The 15,428-nt window shown below is 63.6% G+C and carries 15 protein-coding genes; 1 reads left to right on the top strand and 14 read right to left on the bottom strand.

Going from position 1 to position 15,428, the window contains the following annotated elements; all coding sequences use genetic code 11:
* Positions 1–27 precede the first annotated feature (27 nt).
* The 12 genes from atpA to RM96_RS15125 all read right to left on the bottom strand — a co-directional run bounded on the left by atpA (position 28) and on the right by RM96_RS15125 (position 11,514).
* Entirely contained in the window at positions 28–1,569 is a 1,542-nt protein-coding gene (atpA, locus tag RM96_RS15180; protein ID WP_039011696.1) for a F0F1 ATP synthase subunit alpha, read from the bottom strand.
* 39 nt (positions 1,570–1,608) lie between these two features.
* Entirely contained in the window at positions 1,609–2,151 is a 543-nt protein-coding gene (locus tag RM96_RS15175; protein ID WP_039011695.1) for a F0F1 ATP synthase subunit delta, read from the bottom strand.
* Between the two features lie 2 nt (positions 2,152–2,153).
* The gene (locus tag RM96_RS15170; RefSeq protein ID WP_039011693.1) at positions 2,154–2,624 is read right to left on the bottom strand and encodes a F0F1 ATP synthase subunit B; all 471 of its coding nucleotides are present in this window, start codon (positions 2,622–2,624) and stop codon (positions 2,154–2,156) included.
* Between the two features lie 98 nt (positions 2,625–2,722).
* The gene (gene atpE, locus RM96_RS15165) at positions 2,723–2,989 is read right to left on the bottom strand and encodes a F0F1 ATP synthase subunit C (protein ID WP_013958389.1); all 267 of its coding nucleotides are present in this window, start codon (positions 2,987–2,989) and stop codon (positions 2,723–2,725) included.
* 61 nt (positions 2,990–3,050) lie between these two features.
* Positions 3,051–3,917, bottom strand: coding sequence for a F0F1 ATP synthase subunit A (atpB, locus tag RM96_RS15160; protein ID WP_039011690.1), 867 nt, complete (start codon positions 3,915–3,917; stop codon positions 3,051–3,053).
* A 247-nt stretch (positions 3,918–4,164) separates the two neighbouring features.
* Positions 4,165–4,656, bottom strand: a complete 492-nt coding sequence (locus tag RM96_RS15155) for an ATP synthase subunit I (RefSeq protein ID WP_039011689.1) — start codon at positions 4,654–4,656, stop codon at positions 4,165–4,167.
* Between the two features lie 318 nt (positions 4,657–4,974).
* Entirely contained in the window at positions 4,975–5,877 is a 903-nt protein-coding gene (locus RM96_RS15150; RefSeq protein ID WP_039011687.1) for a ParB/RepB/Spo0J family partition protein, read from the bottom strand.
* A 71-nt stretch (positions 5,878–5,948) separates the two neighbouring features.
* Entirely contained in the window at positions 5,949–6,722 is a 774-nt protein-coding gene (locus RM96_RS15145) for a ParA family protein (protein ID WP_039011889.1), read from the bottom strand.
* Positions 6,723–6,797: 75 nt separating this feature from the next.
* On the bottom strand, positions 6,798–7,484 hold the full coding sequence (gene rsmG / locus RM96_RS15140; RefSeq protein ID WP_443112254.1) for a 16S rRNA (guanine(527)-N(7))-methyltransferase RsmG: 687 nt from the start codon (positions 7,482–7,484) through the stop codon (positions 6,798–6,800).
* 21 nt (positions 7,485–7,505) lie between these two features.
* Positions 7,506–9,446 (bottom strand): tRNA uridine-5-carboxymethylaminomethyl(34) synthesis enzyme MnmG, encoded by a 1,941-nt coding sequence (mnmG, locus tag RM96_RS15135; RefSeq protein WP_039011684.1) that lies wholly within the window; start codon positions 9,444–9,446, stop codon positions 7,506–7,508.
* Between the two features lie 199 nt (positions 9,447–9,645).
* Positions 9,646–10,515: an N-formylglutamate amidohydrolase gene (locus RM96_RS15130; protein ID WP_039011682.1), complete on the bottom strand. Its 870-nt coding sequence runs from the start codon at positions 10,513–10,515 to the stop codon at positions 9,646–9,648.
* 3 nt (positions 10,516–10,518) lie between these two features.
* On the bottom strand, positions 10,519–11,514 hold the full coding sequence (locus tag RM96_RS15125; RefSeq protein ID WP_039011681.1) for a Bug family tripartite tricarboxylate transporter substrate binding protein: 996 nt from the start codon (positions 11,512–11,514) through the stop codon (positions 10,519–10,521).
* A 147-nt stretch (positions 11,515–11,661) separates the two neighbouring features.
* On the opposite strand from RM96_RS15125, the gene RM96_RS15120 reads away from it, so the two are divergent.
* Positions 11,662–12,606 carry a LysR substrate-binding domain-containing protein gene (locus RM96_RS15120; protein ID WP_039011679.1) on the top strand — a complete coding sequence of 315 codons (945 nt, stop codon included), beginning with the start codon at positions 11,662–11,664 and terminating at the stop codon, positions 12,604–12,606.
* 224 nt (positions 12,607–12,830) lie between these two features.
* Here RM96_RS15120 and RM96_RS15115 read toward each other — a convergent pair whose 3' ends face one another.
* On the bottom strand, positions 12,831–13,574 hold the full coding sequence (locus RM96_RS15115; RefSeq protein ID WP_039011677.1) for an ABC transporter ATP-binding protein: 744 nt from the start codon (positions 13,572–13,574) through the stop codon (positions 12,831–12,833).
* Positions 13,575–13,583: 9 nt separating this feature from the next.
* Complete coding sequence (locus RM96_RS15110) at positions 13,584–15,425, bottom strand: branched-chain amino acid ABC transporter ATP-binding protein/permease (protein ID WP_052279520.1); 1,842 nt, start codon at positions 15,423–15,425, stop codon at positions 13,584–13,586.
* Between the last annotated feature and the right edge of the window lie 3 nt (positions 15,426–15,428).

Genomic DNA, 15,428 nt, shown 5'->3' with positions numbered 1-15,428 from the left:
CACAGGCGGTGTCGTGGAATCACGCGGTTAGAACGCGGCGGACTTCTTGAAATCCTCGATCGCGGCACGCAGGGCGGCTTCATCTTCCTTCGAGAGCTGCTTAGTCTCTTCGATGCGGTTGATGAGATCGGCGTACTTGGTCTTCAGATGGTCGTGCAGGCCCTTCTCGAACGGCAGAATGTCCTTCACTTCCACGTTGTCGAGGAAGCCATTGTTGGCGGCGAACAGCGACGCTGCCAGCTGCCACACCTGCTGCGGCTGGTATTGCGGCTGCTTGAGCAGTTCGGTCACGCGGCGGCCGCGCTCGAGCTGCTTGCGGGTGGCATCGTCCAGGTCCGAAGCGAACTGCGCGAACGCAGCCAGTTCACGGTACTGGGCCAGGTCGGTACGGATACCACCGGCCAGGTTCTTCACCACCTTGGTCTGTGCAGCACCACCCACGCGCGACACCGAGATACCGGCGTTGATAGCGGGACGGATACCGGCGTTGAACAGGTCGGTTTCCAGGAAGATCTGACCGTCGGTAATCGAGATCACGTTGGTCGGCACGAACGCGGACACGTCGCCGGCCTGCGTTTCAATCACCGGCAGCGCGGTCAACGAACCGGTCTTGCCCTTGACGGCGCCATTGGTGAACTTTTCGACGTACTCGGCATTCACGCGGGCAGCACGCTCGAGCAGACGCGAGTGCAGGTAGAACACGTCGCCGGGGTAGGCTTCGCGGCCCGGCGGGCGGCGCAGCAGCAGCGACACCTGGCGGTAGGCCCAGGCTTGCTTGGTCAGGTCGTCATAGACGATCAGCGCGTCTTCGCCGCGGTCGCGGAAGTACTCGCCCATCGTGCAGCCGGCGTAGGCGGCCAGGTACTGCATGGCGGCCGAGTCCGAAGCGGCGGCGGCCACGACGACGGTGTATTCCATCGCGCCGTGCTCTTCGAGCTTGCGCACCACGTTGGCGATCGTCGAAGCCTTCTGGCCAATGGCGACGTACACGCAGTACATGCCCTTGCCCTTCTGGTTGATGATCGCGTCGACTGCCACGGCGGTCTTGCCGGTCTGGCGGTCGCCAATGATCAGCTCACGCTGGCCACGGCCGATCGGCACCATCGAGTCGATCGACTTCAGGCCGGTCTGCACCGGCTGGCTCACGGACTGACGCGCGATCACGCCCGGTGCGACCTTTTCGATCACGTCGGTTTCTTTCGCGTTGATCGGGCCCTTGCCGTCGATCGGCTGGCCCAGCGTGTTGACCACGCGGCCCAGCAGTTCCTTGCCAACCGGCACTTCCAGAATGCGGCCGGTGCACTTGACCGTATCGCCTTCGGAAATGTGTTCGTAGTCGCCCAGCACCACGGCGCCGACCGAGTCGCGCTCGAGGTTCAGCGCGAGGCCGAAGGTGTTGCCGGGGAATTCCAGCATCTCGCCCTGCATCACGCCAGACAGGCCATGCACGCGGCAGATACCATCGGTCACGGAGATCACCGTGCCGGTGTTGCGCACTTCAGCTTCAGCGCCAAGGCCCGAGATGCGGGTCTTGATCAGCTCGCTGATTTCTGAGGGGTTCAGTTGCATCACAATGCTCCTAATTCTTCAATCCGTCGGCCGGTGCGGTCAGGCGGTCAGCGTGGCTTGCATGGCAGCCAGGCGCGAACGCACGGAGGTGTCGAGCACTTCGTCGCCGACCTTGACGCTCACGCCACCGATCAGGGACGGGTCCACCGCCACCTTCGCGTACAGCTTGCGGCCGAACTTGCGTTCGAGTGCAGCGACCAGGTCGTTCAACTGCGAACCTTCCAGCGGGAATGCGCTGGTGATCTCGACATCCGACGACCCTTCGCGGGCGTTCTTGAGCACATGGAACTGCTCGGCGATTTCCGGCATCACCGTCAGGCGGCCGTTATCCACCAGCAGCTTGACGAAGCGACGAGCCTCGTCATTCAGCGGGGACTTCAGCACCGACAGGAACAGTTCGGCCAGCTTCTCGCCGGGAACGTTCGGGTCGCCGGCGAGCGCCTTCATGTCGGGATTGGCGGCAACCTGCCCCATTTCCGACACCAGTTCGGACCATGCACCCAGATTGCCTGCGCTCGCTTCACTGGCGACGCGGAACAGCGCCTCAGCGTAGGGACGGGCAATGGTTGCGGTTTCTGCCATGATTAGAGCCCAGCCTTGAGTTGATTGAGCAGGTCGGCGTGGACCTGCGCGTTCACTTCACGCTTGAGGATCTGCTCGGCACCCTTGACGGCCAGCACGGCAACCTGGTCACGCAGTTCTTCGCGTGCGCGGGTGACCTGCTGGTCTGCTTCGGCCTTGGCCTGGGCAATGATGCGTGCGGCTTCTGCCTGGGCGTTTTGCTTGATCTCGTCTGCCGTCAGCTGGGCGCGCTTCTCGGCGTCAGCGACGCGTTGAGCACCTTCGGTGCGGGCTTCGGCCATAGCCTGGTCCACACGCTTGTTGGCGAGTTCGAGCTCGGCCTTGCCCTTCTCGGCAGCGGCGAGGCCATCGGCGATCTTCTTTGCGCGTTCGTCGAGCGCCTTCACCAGCGGCGGCCAAATGAATTTGGCAACAACCCACCACAGGATGAAGAACACGACCATCTGCGCAAAAAACGTTGCGTTCAGATTCATGGTGTGTTCCTTTCGGTAATCAAACTACAGATAAATGCGCAAAGGCGGCCAGGCTAGTGGCCCGCGCCGCCCGTCAGCATCATGCAGACCGAAAAGAATTACTTGATGACAGCCAGCAGCGGGTTGGCGAAGGCGAACAGCATTGCAACACCCACACCGATCAGGAATGCCGCGTCGATCAGGCCAGCCAGCAGGAACATCTTGGTTTGCAGCGGGTTCATCAGTTCAGGCTGACGTGCGCACGCTTCGATGTACTTGCCACCCATCAGGGCGATACCCAGGCAGGCGCCGATTGCGCCCAAACCGATGATGATGCCGATGCCGATGGCGGTCAGACCCTGGATGTTGGCGAGAAATGCTTGCATGATGACTCCTTTAATTTAGAGAGACTTAGAACCAAAAAACCAAAAAACCAAAAACCGGAAATCAGTGGTGATCGTGAGCCTGGCCGATGTACACCAGCGTCAGCATCATGAAAATGAAAGCCTGGAGCAGGACGATCAGGATGTGGAAGATCGCCCATACCGTGCCGGCGACCACGTGGCCGACAAAGCCCAGCGCGGACATGTCGGCGCTGAACGTCCAGATCGAACCCAGCAGCGCGATCAGCAGGAACACGAGTTCGCCGGCGTACATGTTGCCGAACAACCGCATGCCGAGCGAGACCGCCTTGGCCAGGAATTCGATCAGGTTCAGGATCAGGTTGAACGGGGCCAGGTACCACTTGGCGCCGAACGGGGCCGAGAACAGTTCATGCATGAAGCCGCCCGTGCCCTTGATCTTGAAGCTGTAGTAGATCATCAGGACCAGCACCGAGCACGACATGCCCAGTGTTCCGTTCAGGTCGGCCGTGGCCACTGCGCGGTGGTGGGGAAGGTGAATGTGGAAGACGCCCAGCAGGCTGTTCAGGCCGGTGACCCAGTCGACCGGAATCAGGTCGATGGCGTTCATCATGGTGATCCAGCAGAACACCATCAGTGCCAGCGGAGCAATCCACGAACGGTCGCCGTGAATGATTCCCTTGGCCTGGTCGTCCACCATCTCGACGATCATCTCGACGAAAGCCTGGAAGCGGCCCGGCACGCCGGCGGTGACACGGCGCGCGGCCGCGTACAGGAAGATCAGTGCGATAGCGCCGCACAGGACGGACCAGAACAGCGTGTCGTAGTTGAGCACAGAGAAATCGACCACCGACGCCTGCTTGCCGCCGACCGAGTTCAAGTTCTGCAAGTGTTCGGCGATATAGCCGGAGGGTGTCAGCGCCTGTTCGGCGCCTTGGATAGCTTCTGACATGTCGAGACGAACCGTATATTGCGAAACTTGTTGTGGGGAAGGCATCAACAACACGCCCCCGGTACGTTTCTTGCTCCACCTTCAGCACGATTGGCTGGTCACCGCGGGCAAGACCGTCTTTATCTTTTACTGGCGCAACGCTTCACTACCGTGACGGGCCGCGTCGGAAATCCCCGATTATCGGGTCTTGAGTTTTCACTCGCGCCCCCCAACTCAGGTGGCAGGCGCGAAGTCCTGGCGGATCTCGCTAGCGGATCGCCAGCGCAACCCAATAAATCTTGAGCGCAAGCAGGAACGTGACGAGCATCGGTACCCACCGCAGATCCCGGTACAGCACCACCACCAGCACGAACAGTGCGACGGTGGCGAACACCTTGATCGCCTCGCCCACCACCAGCCCGCCTACCGACGTCCGCTCGCGCGCCATCCACAGACGGAACGCAAAGAAGCCGCTCGGGACAAAGCACACCGCGCCGCCGAACAATGCGGACCAGCCGCTCGGCGCGGACTCGCTGGCGAACACCGCCCAGCACAGTGCCGACAGCAGGGTGACAATCACCTGTGCCAGCACAACCTTGCCGGGTGTCATGCGCGAAGGACGCAACGCGCGCTCGCCAAACAGCGTCACCGCTTCGGCGTGCGACAGCGGATCGACAGCTTCTTCTTCACGTTCTGCGTCATCATCCCAGTCATCCTGCCGGGACTCCGCGCTTCGTTGCTGACGGTCTTGAACCACCACCTGCCTGCCTCATTCCAGTCCGGAACTTTCCGGTCCGGCCAGAATTCAAACCGCACGATTTTAAGGGGAACTACTGATTCGCGTCAATCTGCTTACAGTTTGCTTGCAGGGACAACCGCACAACGGCAGCCATCACGATTGCATGATGGCTGCACGGAAATTGCGCGGCAATGATGTTCTACGTAATTGGATTGCGTGGCGAACCCAGCGCATGATGGTGGATTACCGGACCCGCGGCACACATTCCGGCAGATAACGTGACGACTGCTGCGTAGATGCAACAGTCACCATCGGCTTGTCCGTTTATCGCGCAGTATTTCAGGCAACGCGTTGTGCTTCGCCCGAATCACGAAGACGCACGAGTACATCCTCGAGCGCATCGTTGTTGCTGAAGTGAATGGTGAGCTGGCCCTTGCCCCGCGCACCGAGCTTGATCTGCACCGCCAGCCCCAGCGCATCCGACAGCTCCTCCTCCAGCCGCGCCACGTCGCGCATGCCATTGCCGGCCTTCTGCTTGAGCGACTTCAGATCGAACGGCTTGAGCGTGGATGCAACCAGCTTCTCGGTCTCGCGCACCGACAGGCGCTTGTTGATGATCTGGTTGGCCAGCGTAATCTGGTTCGCACCATCGACGGCGAGCAACGCGCGCGCGTGGCCCATATCGAGATCGCCGGCCATCAGCATGGTCTGCACCGGATTGGCCAGGTTCAGCAGGCGCAGCAGGTTGGACACGGCGCTCCGGGAGCGGCCCACGGATTCCGCGGCCTGCTCATGCGTGAAACTGAATTCGCGGATCAGGCGCATGATGCCCTGCGCCTCTTCCAGCGGGTTCAGGTCCTCGCGCTGGATGTTCTCGATCAGCGCCATCGCGGCCGCAGCTTCGTCGGCCACGTCCTTCACCAGCACCGGCACCTTGTCGAGCCCCGCGATCTTCGAGGCGCGGAAGCGGCGCTCGCCTGCGATGATCTCGTAGCGATCCGGCTCTTCCACGCGGCGCACCAGGATCGGCTGCATCAGGCCCTGCGCGCGAATGCTCGCTGCCAGTTCCTGCAAGGCCCCCTCGTCCATGCGCGTGCGGGGCTGGTACTTGCCGGGCTGCAACTGGTCGAGGCGCAGCACGGTGGGCGCGCCCTCCTGCTTCACCGACTCGACGATCTCCGCGGGGCCGCCCAGCAGGGCTTCGAGGCCGCGGCCCAGGCCTTTTTTCTTTGCAGTACTCATGGTCACAGTCCTTGCATCGCTTGCTCTGCCCGGCTTCCCGAAGGCGGCAGGTATTCGTTCAATACCGTCGGTCAGCCAATCTGCCTGACGCGGGCAATCATCTCGGCACCGAAATCCAGGTACGCTTTCGCGCCCTTCGACGACGGATCGAAGGCCACGCCCGGCATGCCGTACGAGGGCGCCTCCGCCAGGCGCACGTTGCGCGGAATGACGGTCTTGAAAACCTTCTCGCCAAAGTGCGATTCGAGCTGCGCCGACACCTGCTGCTGCAGCGTGACGCGCGGGTCAAACATGACGCGCAGCAGGCCGATCACCTTCAGGTCGCGGTTCAGGTTGGCGTGCACCTGCTTGATGGTGTTGACCAGGTCCGACAGCCCTTCCAGCGCGAAGTACTCGCACTGCATCGGCACGATCACCCCATGCGCGGCGCACAGGCCGTTCAGCGTCAGCAGCGACAGCGACGGCGGGCAGTCGATCAGGACGAAATCGTATTCGCTGTCGACCTCTGCGATTGCCTGCTTGAGGCGCCGCTCGCGCTGGTCCAGTTCGACCAGCTCCACTTCGGCACCAGCCAGCTCGCGGTTGGCCGGCAGCACGTCGTACTTGCCGGTCTCGGAACGCTGCCGGGCCTGCGCAACGCTGGACAGTCCGACCAGCACCTGGTACACGCTGTGCTCCAGCGACTGCTTGTCGATGCCAGAGCCCATCGAGGCATTGCCCTGCGGGTCCAGGTCGACCAGCAGCACGCGCTGGTCCTGCGCGGCCAGGCCGGCGGCGAGGTTCACCGTAGTGGTGGTCTTGCCTACCCCGCCCTTCTGGTTTGCGATCACGAATACCTTGGCCATAAGCTCCTGAGGCTCCTGCTTGAATTCATTCAGCCGGCACACGGCCGGCAGTTTGCGGCGCACGCGCCACCATGGTCACCGGCGCGACAACACCACCAGATGGCGCTCGGCGTCCAGCTCGGGCACAGTCAGCCGCGGTACGGCATCAACCTGCCATTCGCTCATCAAGCCGGCGGCCTCCATCCGGTCCAGTTCTGCCTGTGGATAAACACCCTTCATCGCGATCAGCCGGCCGTGCGGCGCCAGCAGGTGGCCCGACAGCGAGACAAAGTCAGTCAGCTCTGCGAATGCACGCGAAGTAATGACGGCAAATCCGTGCGAATCCTCGAGCTGCTCGACCGGCCCCCAGTGCGCCGCGGCGTTCGACAGTCCGAGCTGCGCCCGGCACTGCGTGAGGAACGCGGTCTTCTTCTGCACGATATCGACCATCAGCACGGAGACATCGGGGCACGAAATCGCCAGCGGCAGGCCGGGCATGCCGCCGCCGGAGCCGACGTCGAGCACCCTTCCCCGCGCCGGCTCGGCCACGCCAGCCGCACGCGCGGCTTCGGCAAGTGCCGGAACGGCCGACAGCGAATCCAGCAGATGATGCGTGAGCATCTCGTCCGGATGACGGATCGCGGTGAGGTTGTAGATGCTGTTCCACTTGCGCAGCAGCGCAAGGTACGCGAACAGCGTGTCGATCTGGGCTGGCGCAAGGGCCAGGCCAATGGCCGCCAGCCCGGCTTCGAGGCGACGACGCTGGGCCGCGTCGTCGATCACGGTATGTCGATGACCGCCCACTCAGGCAGCCTCTTGCGTGTTGCCGGACTTGGTACGCCCCATGCCCTTCTTCTTCAGGTGAACCAGCAGCAGCGAGATCGCAGCCGGGGTGACGCCCGAGATCCGCGAAGCCTGGCCTAGCGTTTCCGGACGATGCTGATTCAGCTTCTGGCTGACTTCAAAGCCAAGCCCGCGCACTTCGGTGTAGTCGAAGCCTTCCGGCAGGCGGGTCGATTCGTTGGCCTCCAGCTTGTCGACCTCGGCGGCCTGTCTGGCGATGTAGCCGTGGTACTTGATGCCGATCTCGATCTGCTCGCGGATCTGCTCTGCCAGCATCGGATCCTCATCAAGCGGCGCTTCCGGCGCATGGCGGCCATTCTGCAGGCCCATCAGCGCTTCATAGCGGACTTCCGGACGGCGCAGCAGATCCGCCAGGCTGTATTCACGCTCGATGGCCTTGCCCAGCAGCGGCACGGCCTCTTCGGCCGGCAGCATTGCCGGGTTGACCCACGTGCTCTTGAGGCGCTCTGTTTCACGTGAAACAGCGTCGCGCTTGCGGTTGAAGGCGTCCCAGCGGGCATCGTCGACAACGCCGAGTTCGCGCCCCGCTTCCGTCAGGCGCATATCGGCGTTGTCTTCGCGCAGGCTCAGGCGGAATTCCGCACGGCTGGTAAACATGCGGTACGGCTCGGTCACACCACGGGTGATCAGGTCGTCGACCAGCACGCCGAGATAGGCCTGGTCGCGGCGCGGCGTCCAGGCGTCACGCTCGCGCACGTAGCAACCGGCGTTGATGCCCGCCAGCAGCCCTTGTGCGGCGGCCTCCTCATAGCCGGTCGTGCCGTTGATCTGTCCCGCAAAGAACAGGCCATTGATTGCCTTGCTTTCCAGCGATGCCTTCAGCGCGCGCGGATCGAAGTAGTCGTACTCAATGGCGTAGCCAGGGCGCAGGATGTGCGCGTTCTCCATCCCGCGGATCGAATGCACCAGCTCCAGCTGAACGTCGAATGGCAGGCTGGTGGAGATACCGTTGGGATAGAACTCGTTGGTGGTCAGGCCTTCGGGTTCCAGGAATATCTGGTGGCTTTCCTTGCTGGCAAAGCGATGGATCTTGTCCTCGATGCTCGGGCAGTAGCGCGGCCCTACCCCTTCGATTACGCCCGTGTACATCGGCGAGCGGTCCAGGCCGCCGCGGATGATGTCGTGGGTACGCGCGTTGGTGTGGGTAATCCAGCACGGCAACTGCTGCGGGTGCTGCTCGGGCCGGCCCAGGAAGGAGAACACCGGCACCGGATCGAGGTCGCCTGGCTGCTCTTCCATCACCGAGAAGTCGATGGTGCGGCCGTCGATACGCGGCGGCGTACCAGTCTTCAGCCGGCCTTGCGGGAGCTTCAGCTCCTTCAGGCGGACCGACAGCGAGACCGATGCCGGATCGCCGGCGCGGCCGCCGGTGTAGTTGTCCAGGCCAACGTGAATCTTGCCGTCCAGGAAGGTGCCCGCGGTCAGCACAACAGCGCGGCCGCGGAAGGCGATGCCCACCTGGGTCATGGCGCCGACCACGCGGTCGCCCTCCACCATCAGGTCATCCACGGCCTGCTGGAACAGCATCAGGTTCGGCTGGTTCTCCAGACGGGTACGGATGGCCTTGCGATACAGCACACGGTCGGCCTGGGCGCGCGTGGCTCGCACCGCGGGGCCCTTGCTGGAGTTGAGGATACGGAACTGGATACCCGCCTCGTCCGTGGCAGCGGCCATGGCGCCGCCCATCGCATCGACTTCCTTGACCAGGTGCCCCTTGCCAATGCCGCCGATCGACGGATTGCAGCTCATCTGCCCAAGCGTTTCGATGTTGTGGGTCAGCAGCAGCGTCTGGCAGCCCATCCGGGCAGCAGCCAGTGCAGCTTCAGTGCCGGCGTGACCACCACCGACGACGATGACATCGAACTCTTTTGCGTAAAGCATGGGACACCTCCTCCGGGAGGCTGGCGGGAAAATTCTGGATGTCGAATTATAGCGGCAATCGACTACCGCCTTTTCGACGGTGACGATGTTTCACGTGAAACATGGCCCATGCGATACCTCTGCGCGAGCGAGTGTGTTCCACGTGAAACAAAAAACCGGGCACGAGGCCCGGTCGGATGTTTCACGTGGAACAAGATACTCAAAGCTGCCCGCGAACGTACGCTGCAATGCTCTCGGTCACCAGCCCAAGATTGCGCTGCAGAGAGGCGAAACCGGCATTGCGCTCCCGCGTTCCCTCGTCCATGTACAACGGACGGCGGATCTCGATCTGCAGGCTGTTGCGCCGCTCGGCCGGCCGCCCGATCTTGGCGATCAACTGCACGCCCTTGTAAGGATCATTGCGCGCTACCGTGTACCCCATCGCCCGCAATTCCCGCTCCACCAGTTCCACCAAGGCGGGTTCGCAGGTGGTGCCGTCGCGGTCGCCCAGGACGAAGTCGGCTAACGGGTGCGGGCTCTGGATCTTCAGCCGCTCGTACGCATTGTTCGGCATCGAGTGCAGGTTCAGGTGCCAGACCGCGCCAAAGCGCCGGTAAGCGCCCTCCACTGCCTCCGCCAATGCCTCGTGGTACGGGCGGTAGTAGCGGTCGATCCGGGCCTGCACTTCGGCCACTGTGAGCTTCCGGTCATAGATCGGCGTCGCGGCATCGATGTTCCGCCAGATCAGGCCGTAGCCCAGGCGGGTCTTCTCGCCCGGCGACAGTTGCGACGGCCAAGCGCCTTCCAGCAGCTCGGGATCGATATCGTCCAGCGTGCGGTTCGGGTCGATATAGACACGCGGGAATGTTGCCGCCAACAGCGTGCCGCCCAGACGGGGCACGGCTTCCCACAGGGCGTCGACGTGCGTATCTTCCCCGCCGCGCAGGCGGCCCGGGGCCACGGCGGCGCCGAAATCGGCCGGGTAATACGTGCCACTGTGCGGCGAGTCGCACACCAGCGGCAGCACTTCACCTTGCGGCAGTTGCAGCGTCAGTGGCGCCGGGAAATCTGTCTGCGATGCTTCGGTCATGGATCAGTCCAGCTTGATGTTGGCAGCCTTGGCAACGCGCGCGTAGCGGGCCATTGCCTGCTGGATCTGTGCCTTGAACTGGTCAGGCGTGGTCGGGACCAGCGTACCGCCGGACTCTTCCACCTTGCGCTTGAACTCCGGGTTCAGCATGGCCTTGTGGATGGCCTGGTTCAGTTTCGCCACAATCGCTGGCGGCGTGCCGGCCGGTGCCACGATGCCGAACCAGCCACCCTCCCCCATGTCCTTGTAGCCCAGCTCCGCATAGGTCGGCACATTCGGCAGTTGCGGCGAGCGGGCCGCACCCAGCACCGCCAGGGCGCGCAACCGGCCCGATTTCACGTGGGGAAGCGTGGACGAGAGGTTGTCGGTGATCGCACTCACCTGCCCTGCCACGGCATCGTTCAGGGCCAGGCCGGCGCCCTTGTATGGCACGTGCAGCAGGTCGATCCTGGCCAGCATCATGAAGTTCTCGATGTTCACATGGCCCAGCGACCCGGCGCCCGGCGATGCAAAGCTGTACTTGCCCGGGTTGGCCCTGGCCAGCGCGATGAACTCCTGCATGGTCTTGGCCGGCACGCTCGGATGCACGGCGAACACGCTCGGAATCGCCACGACATTGGTGACCGGCGCGAAATCCTTGATCGGGTCGTACTTCAGCTTCGGGTACACCGCCGGGTTGGAGCCATGCGTGCTGACCGTGGCCATCCCGATGGTGTAGCCGTCCGGCGCCGAATTGGCGACCTGCTCCATCCCCAGCGAACCACCGGCACCGCCCTTGTTCTCGACGACGATCGACTGTCCGAGCTCGCGACCGGCAAACTCGGCAACCAGCCGCGCCGACAGATCGGTCGAACCGCCCGCGGCGAACGGAACGATCAGCCGGATCGGACGGTTGGGATACGCCGCCTGGGCAAAAGCACTGCCCGCGAACGACAGCGTGACGGCAGCCGCGGCACCCGACAGCATGAGTTGGCGACGCGACATCCTGGCTCGGATCATGGGGCTTTCTCCTGTTTTGTTTTGTGCAACGATCTGCGGAGTTTCAGTCGTTTACCCATGCGGCACAAACGACTATATTGCACGTTCGCATTACCAAAGATCATCCTCGGCGGGCACCTCGTGCGCCCGCCTTCCGGCACTCCCTCCATGCGGCTGCAATCCCCGTCGATGTCCGAACTGCACGCCTTCGCCGCGGTAGCGCGGCTGGGCAGCTTTACCCGTGCAGCCGAAGCGCTTTGCGTGACGCAAGGTGCCATCAGCCGCGCGATTGCCCGGCTGGAGGAGCATTTCGGCCAGCCGCTGGTCCAGCGCAACGCACACCGGCTTCTGCTCACCGGCGCCGGGCAGCAACTGCTCGACGCCGTAGCCGGCCCGCTGGCCGCAATTGAAAGCGCCAGCGCCGCCCTGCTCGCGGGCGACCGGCGGCACCACCTCACCCTGTCTGCGGTGCCAACGCTTGCCAGCGTATGGCTCGTTCCCAAGCTGCCGGATTTCCACCGCCGCCATCCCGATATCCGGCTCGATTTCGTGCCCTACCGCCGCGACGAGGATTTCTCCGGGCCCGCACCCGATGCTGCGCTGCTGGCCGGAGAAGCCGGTAAATGGCCAGCCCTGCAGGTGGACTACATCGTCGGACGTGAAATGGTGCCGGTCTGCCACCCGGACCGCGCGCGCCTGCGCCGCGAGGCCGGCAAGTGGAACGATCCCGCCGAACTGCTCGACGAGCCCCTGCTCTACCACACCACCGCGCCCGCCAACTGGCAGCACTGGCTGCAGGCCGCGGGCGTACCCAGTGCTGCGCCGAAGCTATCGACGGGCTTCGACCAGGTGTCGATTCTTGTGCAGGCCGTTCGCGCGGACATGGGCGTGGCGGTGTTGCAGCGCTGCCTGCTGCGGGACGAGATAGCCTCCGGCCGGGTGGCAATGCCGTTCGATCTGCCGATCCGGCTGCAGCGCGGCTATTTCCTGTGCGCCCCCAAAGAGCGGCGCGATCACCCGGCGCTCCATCATTTCCGGGCGTGGCTATTGGAAACGGCAACACAGGATCCGGGTATCGCAGAGGTAAGGCACGAAAGTGCACAACACGAATAGCACGATCATAGTTTTCGGCTCGCACATTCGCCCCGTAAATCACCTGCCGATGTTGACCGCTTCAGAATTCAATGCATGAATTTATGCTGCCTGAATCTGCGAGTATGAATCCATACGGTGCATTTTAATCGCAGCAAAGGCTCGGAAGTTTCGGCAGCATTCGCCGGATCAATGAAAAAGGCCTGCGAATGCAGGCCTTCATTCATACGACGAGAACCCTCCCCTCATGCGGCCTTCTTCGCCAGCCCCAGGTAGGTCTCGATCACCTTCGGATTGCTCGCGAGCGCATCGGCTGGCCCTTCCATGGCCATGTCGCCCGTCTCGAGGACATAGCCGTAGTCCGCCACCTGCAGCGCCGCGCGCGCGTTCTGCTCGATCAGCAGCGTAGCAACGCCGGTCTTCCGCAGGTTGCTGATGATGTGGAAGATCTCTTTCACGATCAGCGGGGCGAGCCCAAGGCTGGGTTCATCCAGCATCAGCAGTTGTGGCTTGGCCATCAGTGCTCGGCCCACCGCCAGCATCTGGCGCTCGCCGCCGGAGAGCGTGCCGGCGTCCTGACGGGCACGCTCGCGCAGGCGCGGGAACAGCCCGTACACCACGTCCATCTGGTCGAGGTAGTTCTTCTCGCCGGCTCGCTTGCGGCGGAACGCGCCCAGCTGCAGGTTGTCCTCGACAGTCATCGATGCGAACAGCTCGCGCTTCTCCGGCACCAGGCACATGCCGCGCGCCACGCGGCCTTCGACCGGGATGCCGGCCATGTCATGCCCGAGGTAGTTCACCGTTCCCGTCGCCGAGCCGCTGACCGGCAGCGCCCCCATCACGGCATTGAGCATGGTCGACTTGCCGGCGCCGTTCGGGCCGATCACGGTGACGATCTTGCCCGCCTCGACCTTGAGGTTGGCACCGTGCACCGCTTCCACTTTGCCGTAGCGGACGTGGAGGTCCTTCACTTCCAGGATCAGGCTCATATCAGTTCCTTACTCCACGCCGCCCAGGTACGCTTCCAGCACCGCGGGGTTCTTCTGCACGTCCTCCGGCACGCCCTCGGCGATGCGCGTACCAAATTCCATCACCACCAGGCGATCGGTCAGGTTCATCACAAAGTCCATGTCGTGCTCGACCAGCAGCACGCTCATGCCTTCGCCCTTGAGCTTGCGCAGCAGTTCGGCGAGCGCCTGCTTTTCCTTGTAGCGCAGGCCCGCCGCAGGTTCGTCGAGCAGCAGCAGCGCCGGATCGCAGCACAGCGCGCGCGCGATTTCCAGGATGCGTTGCTGGCCCAGCGCCAGGCTGCCCGCTTCCATATACATGCAGTCGGCCAGGCCCACGCGCTCAAGCTGGCGTTTTGCCTCGAACAGCAGCTTCTCTTCCTCGGCCTTGTTCATGCGCAGGATCGCAGCCGAAACACCGCCCTGCGCCCGGAAGTCTCCGCGCAGGTGGGCGCCGATCGCCACGTTTTCCAGCACCGTCATGGTCGGCAGCAGATGCACGTGCTGGAAGGTGCGACCGATGCCGCGCTTGACGATCTCGCGCGACGGCAGCCCCGAGATCACCTCGCCGCGATAGCGCACCTCACCGCGCGTGACCGGCAGCACGCCCGTGACGAGGTTGAAGGTGGTCGACTTGCCCGCGCCGTTCGGTCCGATCAGGCCGATAATCTCGCCCGCGCGCACCTGGAAGCTGACGTCGTTGACCGCCACCAGTCCGCCGAACTGCTTGCGCGCCGCACGCACGTCGAGGATCAGCTCGCCGGCTTCGGGTTTCTGCCGCACCGGCAGCGCATCGGCGTGCGCAGGCGCGATCACCGGCGGCCCCGACGGGAACAGCTTTTTGCAGAACGGCCAGATGCCATCGCGCGCGTATTGCAGCAGCAGCACCAGCAGCACGCCGAATACGATGATCTCGAAGTTGCCGTTGGCGCCGAGCAGCCTGGGCAGCAGCCCTTGCAGCACGTCCTTCAGGATGGTCAGTATGCCGGCGCCCAGCACCGCACCCCACACGTGGCCAACCCCGCCGACCACTGCCATGAAGAGGTATTCGATGCCGTAGTTCAGGCCGAACGGTGTCGGGTTCACCGCGCGCTGCAGATGCGCATAGAGAAAGCCCGACACGCATGCCAACATCGCCGCGACAACGAAGATCACCACCTTCATCCATGCCGTGTTCACACCCATCGCCTCGGCCATCACGCCGCCGCCCTTGAGCGCGCGGATGGCGCGCCCCGGACGCGAGTTCAGCAGGTTCTGCATCGCCAGCACGGACAGCAGCACCACCGCCCAGATCAGGTAGAACATCGAGCGGCCCGACTGCAGTTCCACGCCGAGCAGCGACAGCACCGGAATGCCGTTGAGGCCATCGTATTTGCCGAGGAACTCGAGATTGCCGAACAGGAAGAACAGCGACAGGCCCCATGCGATGGTTGCCAGCGGCAGGTAGTGGCCTGACATCCGCATCGTGATCAGGCCGATCACATACGCCGAAGCCATCGTGATCACCAGCCCTACCAGCAGGCCAAACCATGGCGACAGTCCGAACTGCGTGGTGAGGTACGCGGTACTGTACGCGCCCAGCCCCACGAAAGCGGCCTGCCCGAACGACGTCATGCCGCCCACGCCGGTCAGCAGCACCAGCCCGATCGCCACGATGCTGTACAAGCCGATGTAGTTGCCCAGCGTGATCCAGAACTCCGGTGTCGGCAGAACCGGCAACAGCGCCATCACCACCATGAACAACAGCGTCAGCACACGGTTGCGGTTGAGCTTCGCACGGTTGCCGGCGTGCTCGTCGGCAACCGCCGCCTGCTTGTCGGTAAGCATCGTCATGGC

This window comes from Cupriavidus sp. IDO (assembly GCF_000812465.1).
GTDB lineage: Bacteria > Pseudomonadota > Gammaproteobacteria > Burkholderiales > Burkholderiaceae > Cupriavidus.
Note: the sequence above shows the minus strand (reverse complement) of the source record. Positions and strands in the feature narration are given on the sequence as shown.

Coding starts and splice junctions, on each gene's coding strand:
- RM96_RS15120 (WP_039011679.1), top strand. CDS start 11,662: ATGCGGCTGCAATCCCCGTCGATGTCCGAACTGCACGCCTTCGCCGCG.
- RM96_RS15115 (WP_039011677.1), bottom strand. CDS start 13,574: ATGAGCCTGATCCTGGAAGTGAAGGACCTCCACGTCCGCTACGGCAAA.
- atpE (WP_013958389.1), bottom strand. CDS start 2,989: ATGCAAGCATTTCTCGCCAACATCCAGGGTCTGACCGCCATCGGCATC.
- RM96_RS15175 (WP_039011695.1), bottom strand. CDS start 2,151: ATGGCAGAAACCGCAACCATTGCCCGTCCCTACGCTGAGGCGCTGTTC.
- mnmG (WP_039011684.1), bottom strand. CDS start 9,446: ATGCTTTACGCAAAAGAGTTCGATGTCATCGTCGTCGGTGGTGGTCAC.
- RM96_RS15150 (WP_039011687.1), bottom strand. CDS start 5,877: ATGAGTACTGCAAAGAAAAAAGGCCTGGGCCGCGGCCTCGAAGCCCTG.
- RM96_RS15110 (WP_052279520.1), bottom strand. CDS start 15,425: ATGACGATGCTTACCGACAAGCAGGCGGCGGTTGCCGACGAGCACGCC.
- RM96_RS15170 (WP_039011693.1), bottom strand. CDS start 2,624: ATGAATCTGAACGCAACGTTTTTTGCGCAGATGGTCGTGTTCTTCATC.
- RM96_RS15125 (WP_039011681.1), bottom strand. CDS start 11,514: ATGATCCGAGCCAGGATGTCGCGTCGCCAACTCATGCTGTCGGGTGCC.
- atpA (WP_039011696.1), bottom strand. CDS start 1,569: ATGCAACTGAACCCCTCAGAAATCAGCGAGCTGATCAAGACCCGCATC.
- atpB (WP_039011690.1), bottom strand. CDS start 3,917: ATGTCAGAAGCTATCCAAGGCGCCGAACAGGCGCTGACACCCTCCGGC.
- RM96_RS15130 (WP_039011682.1), bottom strand. CDS start 10,515: ATGACCGAAGCATCGCAGACAGATTTCCCGGCGCCACTGACGCTGCAA.
- RM96_RS15145 (WP_039011889.1), bottom strand. CDS start 6,722: ATGGCCAAGGTATTCGTGATCGCAAACCAGAAGGGCGGGGTAGGCAAG.